This is a genomic window from Shewanella sp. FDAARGOS_354 (genome assembly GCF_002209245.2).
Lineage (GTDB): Bacteria > Pseudomonadota > Gammaproteobacteria > Enterobacterales > Shewanellaceae > Shewanella > Shewanella xiamenensis.
This window is the reverse complement of the sequence record NZ_CP022089.2, coordinates 2593706-2609117: the sequence shown is the minus strand read 5'-3', so window position 1 is coordinate 2609117 and position 15412 is coordinate 2593706. Positions and strand designations below refer to the sequence as shown.

General features: G+C 45.2%; 12 protein-coding genes. 6 read left to right on the top strand and 6 right to left on the bottom strand.

Translation table 11 applies throughout. The annotated features are described in order from the left end of the window. Nucleotides 1–2 precede the first annotated feature (2 nt). From nhaD to CEQ32_RS11770, 3 genes are all read left to right on the top strand, one after another. The gene (gene nhaD / locus CEQ32_RS11780; protein WP_047539845.1) at nucleotides 3–1472 is read left to right on the top strand and encodes a sodium:proton antiporter NhaD; all 1470 of its coding nucleotides are present in this window, start codon (nucleotides 3–5) and stop codon (nucleotides 1470–1472) included. Nucleotides 1473–1637: 165 nt separating this feature from the next. Next, the gene (locus CEQ32_RS11775; RefSeq protein WP_037430314.1) at nucleotides 1638–2384 is read left to right on the top strand and encodes a winged helix-turn-helix domain-containing protein; all 747 of its coding nucleotides are present in this window, start codon (nucleotides 1638–1640) and stop codon (nucleotides 2382–2384) included. Between the two features lies 1 nt (nucleotide 2385). Next, entirely contained in the window at nucleotides 2386–2925 is a 540-nt protein-coding gene (locus CEQ32_RS11770; protein ID WP_037430316.1) for a hypothetical protein, read from the top strand. A gap of 63 nt (nucleotides 2926–2988) precedes the next feature. Here CEQ32_RS11770 and CEQ32_RS11765 read toward each other — a convergent pair whose 3' ends face one another. Then, nucleotides 2989–3513, bottom strand: a complete 525-nt coding sequence (locus CEQ32_RS11765) for a hypothetical protein (RefSeq protein WP_088586078.1) — start codon at nucleotides 3511–3513, stop codon at nucleotides 2989–2991. A 10-nt stretch (nucleotides 3514–3523) separates the two neighbouring features. Beyond that, entirely contained in the window at nucleotides 3524–4345 is an 822-nt protein-coding gene (locus CEQ32_RS11760; protein WP_181159861.1) for a cytochrome C, read from the bottom strand. Between the two features lie 443 nt (nucleotides 4346–4788). Here CEQ32_RS11760 and CEQ32_RS11755 point away from each other — a divergent pair, with 443 nt between their 5' ends. The 3 genes from CEQ32_RS11755 to CEQ32_RS11745 all read left to right on the top strand — a co-directional run bounded on the left by CEQ32_RS11755 (nucleotide 4789) and on the right by CEQ32_RS11745 (nucleotide 7541). Beyond that, complete coding sequence (locus tag CEQ32_RS11755) at nucleotides 4789–5532, top strand: winged helix-turn-helix domain-containing protein (RefSeq protein ID WP_088586076.1); 744 nt, start codon at nucleotides 4789–4791, stop codon at nucleotides 5530–5532. Then, a complete protein-coding gene (locus CEQ32_RS11750) occupies nucleotides 5525–6055 on the top strand; it encodes a hypothetical protein (protein WP_037414709.1) in 531 nt (176 codons plus the stop codon). The genes CEQ32_RS11755 and CEQ32_RS11750 overlap by 8 nt, the downstream gene beginning before the upstream one ends. Before the next feature lie 85 nt (nucleotides 6056–6140). Continuing rightward, on the top strand, nucleotides 6141–7541 hold the full coding sequence (locus CEQ32_RS11745) for a hypothetical protein (protein ID WP_037414753.1): 1401 nt from the start codon (nucleotides 6141–6143) through the stop codon (nucleotides 7539–7541). Here the strand turns inward: CEQ32_RS11745 and CEQ32_RS11740 are convergent. The 4 genes from CEQ32_RS11740 to CEQ32_RS11725 form a co-directional block, all read right to left on the bottom strand. After that, a complete protein-coding gene (locus CEQ32_RS11740; protein ID WP_088586075.1) occupies nucleotides 7522–9759 on the bottom strand; it encodes a PAS domain-containing protein in 2238 nt (745 codons plus the stop codon). The two genes, CEQ32_RS11745 and CEQ32_RS11740, sit on opposite strands and share 20 nt — an antisense overlap. Nucleotides 9760–9893: 134 nt before the next feature. After that, nucleotides 9894–10598: a TatD family nuclease-associated radical SAM protein gene (locus CEQ32_RS11735; protein WP_088586074.1), complete on the bottom strand. Its 705-nt coding sequence runs from the start codon at nucleotides 10596–10598 to the stop codon at nucleotides 9894–9896. Nucleotides 10599–10766: 168 nt separating this feature from the next. Further along, on the bottom strand, nucleotides 10767–13973 hold the full coding sequence (locus tag CEQ32_RS11730) for an efflux RND transporter permease subunit (RefSeq protein ID WP_088586073.1): 3207 nt from the start codon (nucleotides 13971–13973) through the stop codon (nucleotides 10767–10769). Next, nucleotides 13973–15184 carry an efflux RND transporter periplasmic adaptor subunit gene (locus CEQ32_RS11725; protein ID WP_088586072.1) on the bottom strand — a complete coding sequence of 404 codons (1212 nt, stop codon included), beginning with the start codon at nucleotides 15182–15184 and terminating at the stop codon, nucleotides 13973–13975. Before CEQ32_RS11725 ends, CEQ32_RS11730 begins: the two co-directional genes overlap by 1 nt. Nucleotides 15185–15412 lie beyond the last annotated feature (228 nt).

The window sequence follows — 15412 nt, the reverse complement described above, 5'->3', positions numbered from 1 at the left end:
AGATGAAATTACAGCGGTGGTTTAGAAACAGTGGAATGGCATTATTTAGCCTATTCTGTGTTGCAATATTGAGCGGATTCTCACCAGCAGTTTGGGCAATGACCGAAGGAACAGAACGGCTCGATTTAACCGCTGCATCAGTGGGGTATATTGCCGTATGCGTCTTCGTGCTTGCCTATATTTTGGTGATGGCCGAAGAGGCGCTGCACCTGCGTAAATCCAAACCCGTATTGGTCGCAGCTGGCATTATTTGGGGCATGATAGGTTTTGTGTATGTGCAAAATGGTATGTCAGAGGTCTCTGAAGCAGCCTTTAAGCATAATTTATTGGAATATGCCGAGTTATTACTCTTCCTATTGGTGGCGATGACCTATATCAATGCCATGGAAGAACGAAATTTATTCGATGCCATTCGCGGTTGGTTAGTGGGACGTGGTTTTAGCTTACGAACCGTTTTCTGGTTGACAGGCTTTATGGCTTTCTTTATTTCGCCCGTGGCTGATAATTTAACTACCGCATTATTAATGTGCGCTGTGGTCATGAAAGTTGGCGCTGGACAGCGAAAATTTATTACCCTCGCTTGTATCAATATCGTGGTGGCGGCCAATGCGGGCGGCGCATTTAGTCCCTTTGGTGATATCACGACCCTGATGGTATGGCAAAAAGGGTTAGTGCACTTTGCCGATTTTTTCCATCTATTTATTCCTGCATTAGTCAACTTTGTCGTGCCAGCGGCAATTATGAGTATATTTATTCCGCATTATATCCCTGAGCCTGAAAAAGAGCAGGTTTACACTAAACCTGGCGCTAAACGTATTGTGGCGCTCTTTCTGCTGACGATTGCTACTGCAGTATGTGCTCACTCTTTCCTTGGTATGCCACCGGTGCTGGGGATGATGACAGGTCTTGGCTTCTTGCAATTCTTTGGTTATTACCTGCGTAAAACCTTTGATCGCTCCGTTGCTCGTGAACGGGCAAAGGCGGAGTTACGTCAGGATAAACAGCGTCTTCAACAGTTAGGTAGTGTCGTACCGTTCGATGTGTTTAATCGGATCTCCCGTGCTGAGTGGGATACATTGCTGTTTTTCTACGGGGTAGTGTTATGCGTAGGTGGTCTTGGTTTTATGGGGTATTTAAGTCTCGTTTCTGAGGCCTTGTATTCCCATTGGGATGCGACCTTTGCCAACGTAGCCATCGGTTTGTTGTCTTCAGTCGTGGATAATATTCCGGTGATGTTTGCGGTGTTGACTATGAATCCAGATATGGCCTTAGGTCAGTGGTTACTGGTGACGTTAACCGCAGGGGTGGGTGGCAGTTTATTGTCCATCGGCAGTGCGGCAGGGGTAGCATTAATGGGTCAGGCGAGGGGGATTTATACCTTCGGATCACATTTACGTTGGACTCCTGTCATTGCGTTGGGATATGTGGCGAGTATTTTAGTACATATGTGGCTCAATGCTGCAATGTTCTAAAAACAAATGAAACATAATGTATCCTTGTTTGTTTTTAGCATTAAATTTTTTATTGATGTAATTCACAGATTATTCATCTGATGCGGGGAGATGTCCTCGGATTACTGCGTTATTAAAGTTCAAATTGTATACTCGGCTTCAAGTTAGGTAATGCTAGGAGCCGAGATGCAAATTGGTGATTGTTGGTTTGATGCCCAAGAACATTTGTTAGTCGATGCCTCTGGCTGTCGCTGGATACTGAGTAGCGATGAATATCAAGTACTGAGCGTATTGGCTAAGCATCGAGGTAAGGTGGTTTCCCGCTTTGAATTAACGCAGTTATTGTCATCCTATGTTAAGGGTGCCCGTCGGTGTGATGATACTCTCGATGATGTTATCAAGCGGTTGCGTTCTATATTAGGAAAAAAGCCATATTCTTTACTCGATACGGTACGGGGTGAGGGGTTTATTTTATATCCTTCATCAGTGTCGATTAATCATAAGCTACTTGACTCCCCAACATATCAAATCAATCCGTTACAGTTCGCATTGATCATACTTGTTACCCTGATAGCTCTATGTGGGATTGGGGCGCATATTAGCCATCCAACGCAAATTGCACCGAATTATAGCCAGCAGATCCAGAAGCCAAATGGTTTGGCGTCAGAGGTTAAGTTCTACACTGGGCAATACTACTGTGCGGAGATGAAGTCCCTCGTTGAACAAATGATGGGGCAAATTGAAGCGTGTGCCGTGTTTCCTTGGCAATCTGTGGCGGCGAATATTTCTATTGATCGCAAGTTAATCAGCTTTATTTTACGGGATAACCGTGAGAATGGGCTTAAGTTTCAGACGATAAAATTAATGTCTGACAATTTTATGAGTGATACATCGCAACCTGATTGGTTAACACTTGCGGGGATATGTAGCTAAGATGGTATCCAGCATTTTCTCGTTAAGCCGTTTAAAACCATGGCAACTCCTGTTAATCATTATGCTCGGATTGGGGGGGCTGCTATATGGATATGGGCAGAGTGTTAGCCATAAAAGTTTACACTTAGATTGTCATGCTCAGTTATTCCAGCCACCATTTTCCGATGCATCTTCGTCATTATTGCGCCATTCTTTATCGCTTTCGGTCCAAGTGCAGGGGCAAAAGGCAACTTTAGATTATAGTTATGGCATTGATAATAAGGATCTTGCGTCCATCAACTATTCTGGTGAGGTTAAACATTTTGACATTGGCACTATGACCTATCAATTTGATTTAGCTCAAGCGAATATCAAAATGGATCTGCTGCAAACAGAGCTCCCTGAGCCGATTCGAGAGGATGTGCAACGCTCAAGGGCTGCATTAATCGCGCTGGGAACCATGAGCTTTAATATGCAGATTGTGGATATTAATCGTATTGATGACTATACCCTGATTAAATTTATGCCCAGTGGTAATTTATGGGCGTGTAGTAGTCGCTAATAACAAAATAGGCATCCAAACCTAGAAGTGGATGCCTATTTGATTAGGAGTCGATGAAAAGGATTACAACGGAACGACTGGAACTAAGGTCAGTTCATTATTGGCTTTGGTACCATAAATTTGAATCGCGACTTTAATTTGCGCCACGGCGCCACTTGGGTCCTGTTGCTGCCAATCAAGTCCTGCTATTTCAAACTGATATTGACCATTTTTTACCTCGGTTAATTTACCGCTGCATTCACCTTTGCTTTGGCAACGATAGCTTTGAGTGACATGCCAACGTTTCCATGCTTTAGCATTTGACGACGATTTATTCTTGTCAGGAAAGCCAAAATAGTAAATATCGTAGTTTTTAGCCGCAGTGATTGCCGCTTGTGACGCATCAGCCAATGTAAATAACAACGTGCCGGTATTGGGATCAAATTGCTTTACTGCCAGATTAATTTGCGTCGCCTCGTCAATACTCACGGTTTTTTCGACGGGCGGAGGAGGTGGTGGAGGTGTAATTTCCTCTGACTTGTTATCGTCACTACCACAGCCAGCAAGGGCAAACGAAGCTAGGGTTAACGCAAGTAATGGGTATTTCATCACTGCCTCCTTAATTAAAATGTCCAGTGTGGCAAGTGGTACATTCCATATCCGTTTTAACGCTTGCTGCCGAGCCTAATGTTCCAGTGCTGCCATGACAAACTTGGCAATCCTGAGCCTCAAGTGAAGGTTTGCTACCTGGTAAGGCACCGATATTCTCTCCTTGATGGGCACGGTTTAGCAGTTCGACCAGGTAATACGCCATGGAAGCTGATAGGCGATAACAGCGTTCACCTTTTTTAGCAAAGGGTAGGCCTGATGCCCTAGACCAGTTACTAATAGAAGAGTGGCACAATACGCTCATGGCTTTTGATGAACTACCAACCAGAGCCGTTTTTTCTGCGGTTGAGCCTATGCCTGCAATAAATTCAGGGGAAGATAAAGGTAGCGTTGTATTTTCATAATAACGGAATGTGTTAGCAATCACGGCGCTGTTCTGACCATTAATATCATCTAAGATATTGACTAACATACCGATAGCGTTGAGGTTACCACATAAGGTGCCTTGGCCTGTGACCCCTGCAAAACCATAACCGGCAAGCGCGGTTGGGATAGTTTTAAACTTATCAGCATCGGCACTATTAGATTGCGCTAGCATAGTGACGACAGAGTGAAATACTTGGTGCATACAGCCACCACCTGTCTCGTAGGTGAGTTTAGCGGTTGCCATGGGGTCTAGTGGTGCGTATTTGAGTTTTTCGCCGAGTGCTAATTGATATTGACCGTCGGCATTGGTCGCCGCAAAGGCTGACGTACCCATTAATGTTGCGCCCGCTGCCGCTGTGCTGATACCGATAATACGAGTTAATGCTTGGCGTCGATTAATGCTCATCATAAATTCCTCTTTAGTAATTGCTTTTATTTATCAATCAGAAAACTGGGTTGATGAAAGCCATTCTAGGGAGCTAAAAGATAAATAATGTGATTTGCCAGAGAGGATATTTCCCTTATTAGTGAAGAAGATGTCGTTGAATTTTTAATTGCTTTATAAGGTTGAATTTTGGGTAATAATTCGCTTTTTTAGATTGAAATTTGTGCTGACACACATTATTTGTGATATTTATGTAAATTTGTAAGCATTTATCAGCCAACGCTATTGTTTGCAAATACCATTTACATCTGTGAACTAAATCAGATTTTTATTTTATACACCCAACCTGCGGCTTATCTCACGAAATGTAATTATTTGCCGCCTTGGGTTAACAGGATCACAGTAATCATTAGAAGCCTTGCATAGACTTAATTCCATGATTTTATAGGCTTGGGATTTTCTTTATGCAAGTGGGGAGCTGTTGGTTTGACAAAGAGCGTGGTTTGCTCGTCGAACAAGCTCGGAATGAATCTTGGCACCTTCCCCGTGCTGAGTTACAGGTGTTGACCTTATTGGTTGAACATCAAGGTAAACTGGTCTCAAAGCATGAGCTTAAGACTGGTGATGGTGAGCACCCACCGCTAACAGATACTTCACTCGCTCGCGCAGTATTTATGATCCGCTCTTTTCTTGGTCCGCAGTATGAAGGGCTGATTGAAACCGTCAAAGGTCAAGGTTATTTGCTACACAATACCCAAGGGCAGCGGTTAAAAAGCTTTCATTATCCTCGATTACAGTCACTACCTTGGTGGAGTGCGCTACTGGTTTTTGGTTTTATGCTGGCGATTTCGGGTTTTTATCTTAGCCGAATTGATCATAGTGTGCCGACTGAATCCTTGTTATCGACGGAACTTCCTTTGGCATCAGGACAACATATTCGCTTGCACCTTTACGCTAATTCTAAAACGAACAATACCATATTGTTTGAGTTAGGCGATCGATTGGGCCAGGGACTAAGCCGCTGCGGACAGAGTGATTGGTCCGAGGTTTATTCTTCTCTTTCACATGATAAACAAGTACTTAACATTACTTTGCGCGGCCATAAGCTCGGGCAGTCCGTTATTCGAAACTTAAAGATAAGTGATTTTAGACGCCCTAAAGAGTTTATTGATGCACAGTGGCTACAGGAGATTGGGATCTGTGGCTAAGTGGCTAAAGTGGACGATAAATCTCACGATTCTCACTGCGCTGATTGTGGCTTGCGGGGTGATTTATCTGCAATCAGTCTCAAATAAGGCGGTGATCCTCAATTGCAGCTCCGAACTTTTTGACCGTCATGCTCAACGGGTTGAAGATGGTAAATACTATCTTTTAGTCGATGTACTGATCTCCGCAGGCAATGCACAGATTAATTATCGATATTTTAACCTCGATGGCTCCAGTGCAGGCACCATTCTGATGCAGGGCGAAGTGCAAAATATGGAGCTCAATCGTATGGCCTACAACGTGTCGGTTAAGACCAAGACAGAATCTGAGGAGGTCGATAAAAAACATTGGCCAGAGCATATGAAGTATCTGTCTTATATTAGTAGCTTACATTTTAGTGAGTCAGGCAGACATAACCTTAGCATTGAGGTGCTTGATAGTGACCCAGACCAAGACTACGCCGTGGTATTGTTTCAGCCCAGTAATACGGTTTGTGGTTGTCGAATCGTCAATAGCCGAATTTAATCAGTGAATTTAGCGCGCTTTCGGTTTAGATTGTATTTTCGATGGTGTTAATGCTGACTCTTTGGCTCCAATCATTAAGGTTTTTGTGTTTAAGATACGTGTCAAACAAGAAGAATCCCTGTCGATTAAGTTCAGCCACCAGATGGAAAAGGGCGATAATCGTCAGCTTGACCTCTATTTCTTTTTACCTAAGGAAATGGGCATAGGTGCGCACACCTTAAACGAAGAAGAATATTATCATAGCGCCATTGTTGGCCGCCGTTCTTACTATTCCGAAGGTTTGCATTTACCGCTCGTACAAGGCCGTTTTGCCAGTATGAATCGCCGCACTGTGGAAGAGTTTAGGCTGTACTTAAACTTGTTTGCCTACCAATTTGCGGTAGCGGTTGAAAACGATGTCAAAGAACTCAATCGGATTGCTGATGTTGAGCATTTTTATCTCGCACTCGATGAGTTGTGTGAACAGATAACCCAATTGCTGAAAAAGTTTCGCCGTAATGAACCAGGCGATGCTAAATGGAAATCCTATTTTGAAAATGCGGATAACTATCTGTCTTGGTTTTGTGAGCAGCAACTGCTAAAAGTATTAGCCCACGCTACCCGTACCAGTGACTTTTCCGACATTCAAGAGCGAGTGCTAACTCTTTGTCGAAATGAATCAGCCTATCGTGATGCCAATAACTATAACTCGGCACAGACAAAACAAGATCCTAATCGAATTTCGAATAAGATGCTGTTATTACGGCGTTTGATTCAGCAAGGGGTCGTACTTAAAGAAGAGTTAAAACCGCTGGGGATCGGCCTTAAAAAGTTCACAACGGGGCTTGCCACGGCATTAGTGATGTTGGTGGTGTCGGCGCTGATTATTGAGGCACAGGGCGTTTTTAGCGGTTTTACTATTGCCCTCGTATTGACCTTAGCGGTGATATACGGATTTAGGGAAATCTTTAAGGACGATGTGCGTAATGCTCTTTGGCGCTTTATCCAGCGTGGTCGGCCGCGGTGGAGCCGTATCTTAAGGGATACCACTAGCCAGGCTGTTATTGCTAAACAATTGGTGTGGTTGGAGTTTATGCGGCCACAGGATTTACCCGAAAAGGTAAACGAAATCCTAAAACACCGACATAGCCAGAACAAAGTCGATGCCGAGATCCTCCATTACAAAATTGCGACTCGGGTAAACCAAGGCGAGTTTCAGGCCGGCTATTCAACAATTCAAGAGCAAGTCAACTTTAGTTTTGTGCCGTTTGCCCGCTACTTAGAGCGGGGCAAAGCGAAGATTTACAAGGAGCTTGAGGGCAAAATCAGCCATGAGTCGGTCGAGCGTCGTTACCAGGTTAATCTGATTTTAGTGCTACGTGATGGCCGTGAAGAACCGGAATATGCTCGCTATAAAATCACGATGAACCGCTCTGCGATTATCGAAATAACCCAAAGCCAACTGCCAGACTCTTTTAATCCGCCCGTTAAGACGGCTGGCGAGTAAAAGCCTGGCCGATATTCTGGTCGTTATTCTGTTTTGCCCGTTTGAGTGCTACCTCGGCATTGCTGAGGTATTGCTCCAGACTTTGTCCTTCTTGATAGCTAGCTATGCCGATGCTGATCCCTTCACCTAAACCGTTGCTGTTAAGCTTTTCTATGGTATTAAGGGCAAAGTGATGTGCCGCTGTTGCATCGGTATCTGGAAGTAATAACAACAGCTTACCCAGTTGCCAATGGAGTATTTGATAGTGGGTTGGTATCTCAAGTAATAGCTGAATTTCCACTTCTTGCTGGCGATTTTCGAGTTGATCGATATCGCTCATGTGGCTCAGTAATCCCTCCGGATTAATGTCCATCACGAGTAGACTCGAGTGGTTGCGGCTTTGGGGCGAAAGTGAAGCAAAATAGCGTTCTAAATCTGACAGGTGCTGCAAAATCGTGCTGCGATGTGGCACAAAACTGCGGGGTTCTGCGCCACGTTGGCCATCGATAGCTTGTTCTAAGGTACAGATGATGTAATCAATCTCACCGTCAGTCGCGACATGTCCCTTGAGGGTGGCCTGTAAACAATTTGAGTGACGTAGATTGGGTGAGCAAAGGATCTGGCCTTGCCATTGGCCTTGCATGCTGATTTGGGCAGTGATCCGTTGCCATTGATTACCTAAATCGTTAGACAGCAATGACGCTAAATCATGATTCAGATCGCCGTTGAGTTGCATGAGCTGATCAAATACGGGGTTAATTTTTATCAACTTACCATTGGCATCCGTCAGTGCGGTCGCCACCGTAGTATCACACAGCAGCTCACTTAAGAATGCTTGGTTCTGACTGTTTATAATGGCGCTGATATCTTCAAGCGTGATCAACATATGGGGTAAACCTCGCCCTAATCGTGGGGCTTGTCGTACGTTGACTCTTAGTGTTGAACCCGTTTCATTGTCGAGCGACAAGTGACCAGACCATTCACCCAATCGGTGCACTTGTTCAAGGATTTGCGTGTGCGTTAGATCATCGAGATTTAAGGCTCGTTGCAGACTTCGATCGGTTAGTTCATCTTGGGGAACTCGAGTCGCTTCTGCCGCTTTAGGGTTGGCACTGATAATGCGCGCCTGTTCATTGGCTAATATAAAGCCTATTTCACTGTTAAACAGTGAGTTTGCAACGTCAATGCTGTATTGGCGCGAGCGATACTGTAACCGATACATGTGGCTAAGTAGAATGACCCAAGCGGCCAGTAACGTCAGAACTAAAGAAGCGACGATAACGATGTTCTGCCACTGCGAAAACTTTGAGGCAATATCGTCGTTACGGATATAAGAGAGTAAAAAATATTCCCGTCGCAGCTCGGGTTGGTTAGTGAGTTCAACTTTAAGGTAAACAAACGTCGCGTCTTCACCGTGAAACTGGCCAAAGTTGCTCATCGACATTTCGCGCCATAGTGCCGGATAACTTTGGCGTAAACTCGCGCCTAAGGTATCTGGAATATGGGTTAACGGTGCAAGATCGCTTACCCCTGCATAGAGTAATCCTTGGGTATCCAGTACTAACATGGGGGATTTATTGCTTGAGAAAGCCGGTTTTATCGCTTCTAACATCTGTACCATTGAATTGTAGGTAACGAGATAACCTAAAGAGCTTTGATCGGGTTTTTCTAACCAGGTCATTTGATACATATAGGGTTCGAGCATGCCATTGAGTGGCACAAACTCTAAAGGTGAGGTGAACACTTCTTTTCCACCTAAATTACGGCTAGAACCAAGAAGGGTCGCTGGAAGTGCATCCTGACTAAAGTTAGCCGGTGTTGCAAATTTATAATTTCCCTGAGGGTCGAAGAGGGCAATCCCTAGTAGTTCGGGAATATGCTCAACGAGTTCTTGCCAACTTGCCTGTAATTTTTGCTCTGCTGCAGGAGTTGGATTTTTAAGATATTGATTGAGTAGTTCATCCTTGGCGAACAACTGAGTGCGAAACTGCTGAAAGGCAACCTTATCTGTGATCAGCGTGCCTATCGTTTGTAATTCGCTATATCTTTGAGTTGCCCATTCTTCCTGTAACCTACGCTCACCTAAGGTAATGATTAAATTAGTTAAAATGATCATACCTATCACAAGCATCGATAACTGACTCGCAACAGCCAACAGGCGTTGGTGAGACCAATGCAGCCCTTGGGTCAATGAAAGTAATGGTGCGAGTGGATGTAGGCTTGATTTGTTCTTCAGCATGGGCCGATTTTGAGTTGATGATCTGTTAATTTGGCTATGTTAACACGAATGAAATGTTACGACAGTGGCAAGTTGCTCGGTGATGGCGTTATCCCGAGCAAGAGATTCAATCTAGTGGAGAGTCAAGGAGCTTGCTAGCCGAGTGTGCCGAGTACTCTGTGTTTAAACTCGCAGCCAGTTGCGAGCACTTGCTCACGGCAAAGGTCGATATCTACTCCATCTAATCCTTCAATCGCTGAGACTTGCACTCGCTCAATATAGTGGGGTGCGAGGGCGATAAAGGCATTTACCGCGGCATAGGAGTCTGCAAGTTTAGGTCGGCAATGTTGGTTATAGGCCGCCTCATTATCGGCATTGAGTGAGATAGATAAGCCATCAACACATTCAGCCAGTTCGGGCAGGATGTTACGTCGATGCACAAGATTACCCAATCCATCGGTATTGACCCTAACTCGACCGCCACGACGTTTAATTTCCTTGGCGACGGCAAGCAGCGTTGGAAGATTCATGGTCGGCTCGCCATAGCCACAAAACACATATTCCTCAAAGTCTTCCACATTGCCTAACAGCGGGATAATTTCCTCCGGTTTGGGCTGGTGGGTTAGTGCCAATTGATATTCATGGATTTGCTTGCTGCCATTGTGTTTCGGACAAAAGATACAACGCAGAGTACAGCGGCCAGTGATGTTGAGATAACGGCTTTTACGAATGTCGTAGACCAGGGTTTCGGTTGCGCAGGTCTCATTGGTACAGACTTCTACGGTAGTATGGCCATTGGCTAAGGTCTCAGTGGCGATGAGCGGTTCAGGTTTGGCTCTAGCAGTGTGTGAGTTTGGCATACAACGACTTTATTTGGGTCTAAGCGATAACTTAAGGTGAGTGTAACCAATGCCCACAGGGATAACTGCCACTTAGATCGCACTACGCGTTTTAGAATGACGCACTGCAAAAGCAAAAGAGAGCCTAAGCTCTCTTTTTATGGGATTCTCATAGATTACAGACGATAACTAATCCCGCTTATAGTCTGACTCATGTATGGCATCCAAGGAGATACTGTGGCTCTCGTTGATATGCAATGGAGTATCCTGTGTTTTTTTCGGACGCCACCACCAATGGTAGAAGCGGCTACCAACGCGCTTTGCATCATCAAGTATGATATACAGTAGCGGCACTAGGATTAAGGTCACCACAGTCGAGAATAGAATACCGAAGGCGAGTGAGGTCGCCATGGGGATCACTATCTGCGCCTGTAAGCTGCGCTCAAGAATAATAGGCACTAGACCGACAAAGGTGGTCAATGAGGTCAAGATAATCGCCCTAAAACGATAACATCCTGAATCGACCGCTGCTTGCCTCACCGATTGACCTTGTTCACGAGCTCGGTTAACAAAGTCAACTAAGATCAGCGAATCGTTCACCACGACCCCTGCAAGTGCAACGATACCACAAAGACTCAACACACTCATGGCAAGCCCTTGGATCAAATGCCCAAACAGGGCGCCGATAATCCCAAAAGGGATCACTGACATAATGATCAGTGGCTGGCTGTAGGATTTAAGCGGCACAGCCATCAAGGCATAAATGGTAAACAGTGCAAAGAAGAAACCTTGTATCAATCCGACCATGGCATTCTGTTCATCCAAACTGCCACCATCGAGAGCCGTTTGAATCTTAGGATATTTTGCCTGAAGTTGCGGCAAGTAATCTTTCTGGATTTCATTAACGACTTTAGAAGGTTCAACCTTGTTTTTATTCGCGTTAGCGTTAATGGTTATTGCTCGCTTACCATCGACACGGGTAATAGACGCATAAGATTCACCCTTTTCGACTTCAGCAACGGTGGAGAAAGGTACCGACTTACCTTGCGGCGTTCGGATCAACATATTCTCCAGATAGCCAACGGTACGGCGCTGTTCTAAGGGATAGCGAACCATGACTTTGATTTCTTCTTTATTACGTAAAATACGTTGTGCTTCATAACCGTAGAAGCCGTAACGGACTTGGCGTGCTAAATCGGATAAGGTTAAACCTAATGCTTCCGCCTCGGGGCGGATTTTTAAACGGATCTCATGGCTGCCCGAGGAAAAGTTATCGGCGATATCATACACTCCCTCGTAGGTCGCTAGCTTTTGCTTAAGATCGCGAGCCGCAGCTGATAATTCTTCTAAATCGCTTGAGGTTAATCTAAAAGAAATATCGCCACCACCGCCGCCACCGTTACCTCTAGCGTTAAAGTCGAGTTTCTTGACTGACAATAACTCGGGCAATTGTTCACGCCACTCGGTAGCAATGGTTTCACCGTCGACATTCCGATCTTCACCCTTAGTCAGTTCGGCAAAAATAAAGGCAGAGGTGCGTGAGCTCATGTTGATAAAGCTGTGTTTCACTACTTCGCTGCCGTTATCTTTCTCCATTTTGGCGTTCATTTTGTACAGGGCTTCTTCAATCTCCTGTACCACTTTAAGGGTGTTTTGTTCTGAGCTTCCCTCATCCATTTCTAATTGAACTTGGATAAAGTCGGAAGGAATATCAGGGAAGAACACCCAGCGCACTTTCCCGCTTGCCACTAAAGCGACAGACAAAATCAGCACACCTATAAAGACTGCTACTACGTTATAGCGATGCTGGATACAGCGCTCGAGGAAGTTGCGGTAACTGTGGTGAATAAAGTGTTGAACACGATTGTTAAATTTTTCTTTAAAGCGCCCAAAGAAACCCGTAGGTTCCCCTGGCTTTTTAAACTTCATATGGGCCAAGTGTGCTGGGAGAATAAATTTAGATTCAACCAGTGAAAATGCCAGGCACATGATGACGATCATGCCGATGGATTTCCAAATAATTCCCATCGGACCTGAGACCATTAGCATAGGGATAAAGGCGGCGATGGTGGTTAATACCCCAAAGGTGGCGGGCATGGCGACCTTTTGCGCACCGCGGATCACATTGTCAATCGAATGTCCGTGGCGTTCGACCTCACTGTAAGCGCTTTCCCCTATAACAATTGCGTCATCGACCACTATCCCCAAGACCAAAATAAAGGCAAACAGTGTCAGCATGTTGATGGTCATGGAGAAAGGTTCAAGCGGCATGATCAGCATTGTACCGAGGAAGCACACGGGGATGCCCATCATCACCCAGAAAGCGAGTTTAAGATCGAGGAACAACGCCAAAATCACAAACACTAACAGTGCGCCATAAAACATGTTCGACATCATCATGTTTAAACGGCCCTTGAGGTAGTGAGTTAAGTCGCCCCAAGTATCCAATTGAGCATTCGCAGGTAGGGTTGCACGACGTTTCTCGACGTAGTCTTTTACCTGCTGAGCAATATTGAAGGCATTTTGATCGTTGACGCTGGTGACTTCGATAATCGCGGCGGGTTTGCCGTTAAAACGGGTGTACTCTAGACGCTCTTCAAAATCGTCCTTAATGGTGGCAACTTGCGGTAACATCACCCGGCTACCGTCGGCACGGGTAGTGACAACGATATTGGCAAAATCATCGCCTGTATAGGCTTGACCTTTAGTGCGCAGCAGAATGTCGCCATCTTCGGCGCGTATCGAGCCGCCTGGTAAGTCGATGGAGGAGTTTTGTACTGCCGTTGCGACTTGTGAGAAAGTTAAGCCGTATTCCCGCAGCTTATCTTCCGAGACTTCGATACCGATTTCATAGTCGCGAACTCCCGTGACTTTAGCACGGGTTACGGCGGGGAGCTGGGTCAAATCATCACGCACCGATTTGGCTAGCTCCTTCATATCGTGCAGTGACATATCTCCGTACACCGACACCCAAATCACGTTGTTTTCGGGCTCGATTTTAAAGATTTGTGGTTTTTCGATGTTAACCGGGAAGGTGGAAATCGCATCCAGTCGTAACTTGGCTTCATCGAGTACGATTTGGACGTCGTAGTCGTCTTCCACTTCTACCGTGATTGAACCAACACCTTCACTGGCAACCGAGGTGACTTTTTTAATGCCGTTGATATCTTGAATGGCTTCTTCAATCTTGATGTTGATGCCTTCTTCGATTTCCTGTGGCGCAGCACCTGGGTAAGCAACGGTAATACTCAATAAATTCAGGTTGAAAGAGGGAAATACCTCTTTATTGATCAGCACTGTGCTAAACATCCCGCCAATCAGCAGTGCCCACATTAACAGGTTCGCTGCCACGCTATTGCGGGCAAACCAAGCTAAGATCCCTTTTTGCGTATCCATTATTTTACTCCAGTGGCCGCAAGACTCGACTCAGGAGCATCTTCCTTAGGCGTCTGCACTGGTTTTGTTTCTTCGCCTATCACTTTGACTAATTGGCCATTGGCCATGTTATTAAAGTGAGTGATAGCAACTCGCTCACCAGTTTTTAAGCTGTCCTTGATAAATACGTTTTCAAGATCGCTACGCACGACATTCACATGGCGCATTTCGACGATATTGTTATTGTTAATCAAGGCGACATGCTCATTGCGTACCACATGGCGAGGCAGTTTGACTATACCATCGACGGTGCGGCCCTTAATCACGGCGTTGACAAAACTGCCGTATTTCAGTGGTAAACTGCCTTGGGTTTTGTGCTCTCGCAGGTAAGGATCTTTTATCTCGGCGACGAGGTAAACCATGCGGTTATCGGCATCAATCACCCCTTCACTGCGGATGATATTGCCTATCCAGGTATTTTCCTTGCCTGCCAATGAGGCGCTTAAGGTGACTTGGGTATCGGGATTATCGACGGATTCCAAATAGGCCAAATCATCGTTAGAGATAGGTAGGCGAATTTCTGCAATGCGGGTGTCATACAGTTCACCAAGATTTGTACCTAGGGTAACGTATTGTCCTAAGTCGACATTTCTTGCCTTGATAATGCCATCAAAGGGCGCACGAATAATGGTACGTTCTAAGTTACGCTGGGCGCGAGCTAAAGCCGCCTGCGCATATTTAACGTTAGCTTGTTCTTTTTTCAATTGAGGGATGCGCAAACCGAGTTCAGGCGGCAATCCTTTGTCGTAACCCTTAAACTCAATTTTGGCAACTTCGCCGCGGGCGATTTCCTCATTGAGTGCTGCGGTTGCTTGAGCCAATGTCGCTTCGGCTTGCATTAAGTCGGCTTCGTAATCTGAAGGTTCGATCTGGGCAAGTTGGTCGCCTTTTTTCACTATGCCACCGGCAACAAATTGAGGTGAAATCGTCAGCATCCGCCCTTGGACTTCAGTCACCAGTAGCGTTTTATATTTGGGCGTGACAACACCGTAGGAGGGTAAGTTAAGCGAAACCGTTTGTTGCTCAACCCGGGTGACATCCACTATCGGGATCGGCATTTCTTCGGGTTTCTGCTCAGGTGTCTCCTTGGTTTTCATCAGCAAACCAGCGCCAACAATAAAGAGCAGTAAGATAAAAAAAGGAGATAATCTCCTTAGTAAGGTTTTGATCATATGATTGTTACATCCGTGCTAAATCGCTTAATGCGCCTAAAGTATCAGAGTCAGGCTGCGCAATAAATTTATTTTTGTAAATAAAATGTGTCTAAAGATGATGCTATCGAGTTTGTGTCCTGTTACCGCGTCGGTTTAGTTTGCTGAGGATACAATTGCGTAGGAGTAGAGTGTTTTTTGTCATATAGGGTTCCACCCCGTACAAAAATATTTGCTAGGTCAATGAGC

What these genes read in the sequence shown, in the direction of transcription:
- nhaD (WP_047539845.1), top strand. Translation starts at nt 3, where the DNA reads ATGAAATTACAGCGGTGGTTTAGAAACAGTGGAATGGCATTATTTAGC.
- CEQ32_RS11775 (WP_037430314.1), top strand. Translation starts at nt 1,638, where the DNA reads ATGCAAATTGGTGATTGTTGGTTTGATGCCCAAGAACATTTGTTAGTC.
- CEQ32_RS11770 (WP_037430316.1), top strand. Translation starts at nt 2,386, where the DNA reads ATGGTATCCAGCATTTTCTCGTTAAGCCGTTTAAAACCATGGCAACTC.
- CEQ32_RS11765 (WP_088586078.1), bottom strand. Translation starts at nt 3,513, where the DNA reads ATGAAATACCCATTACTTGCGTTAACCCTAGCTTCGTTTGCCCTTGCT.
- CEQ32_RS11760 (WP_181159861.1), bottom strand. Translation starts at nt 4,345, where the DNA reads ATGAGCATTAATCGACGCCAAGCATTAACTCGTATTATCGGTATCAGC.
- CEQ32_RS11755 (WP_088586076.1), top strand. Translation starts at nt 4,789, where the DNA reads ATGCAAGTGGGGAGCTGTTGGTTTGACAAAGAGCGTGGTTTGCTCGTC.
- CEQ32_RS11740 (WP_088586075.1), bottom strand. Translation starts at nt 9,759, where the DNA reads ATGCTGAAGAACAAATCAAGCCTACATCCACTCGCACCATTACTTTCA.
- CEQ32_RS11735 (WP_088586074.1), bottom strand. Translation starts at nt 10,598, where the DNA reads ATGCCAAACTCACACACTGCTAGAGCCAAACCTGAACCGCTCATCGCC.
- CEQ32_RS11730 (WP_088586073.1), bottom strand. Translation starts at nt 13,973, where the DNA reads ATGGATACGCAAAAAGGGATCTTAGCTTGGTTTGCCCGCAATAGCGTG.
- CEQ32_RS11725 (WP_088586072.1), bottom strand. Translation starts at nt 15,184, where the DNA reads ATGATCAAAACCTTACTAAGGAGATTATCTCCTTTTTTTATCTTACTG.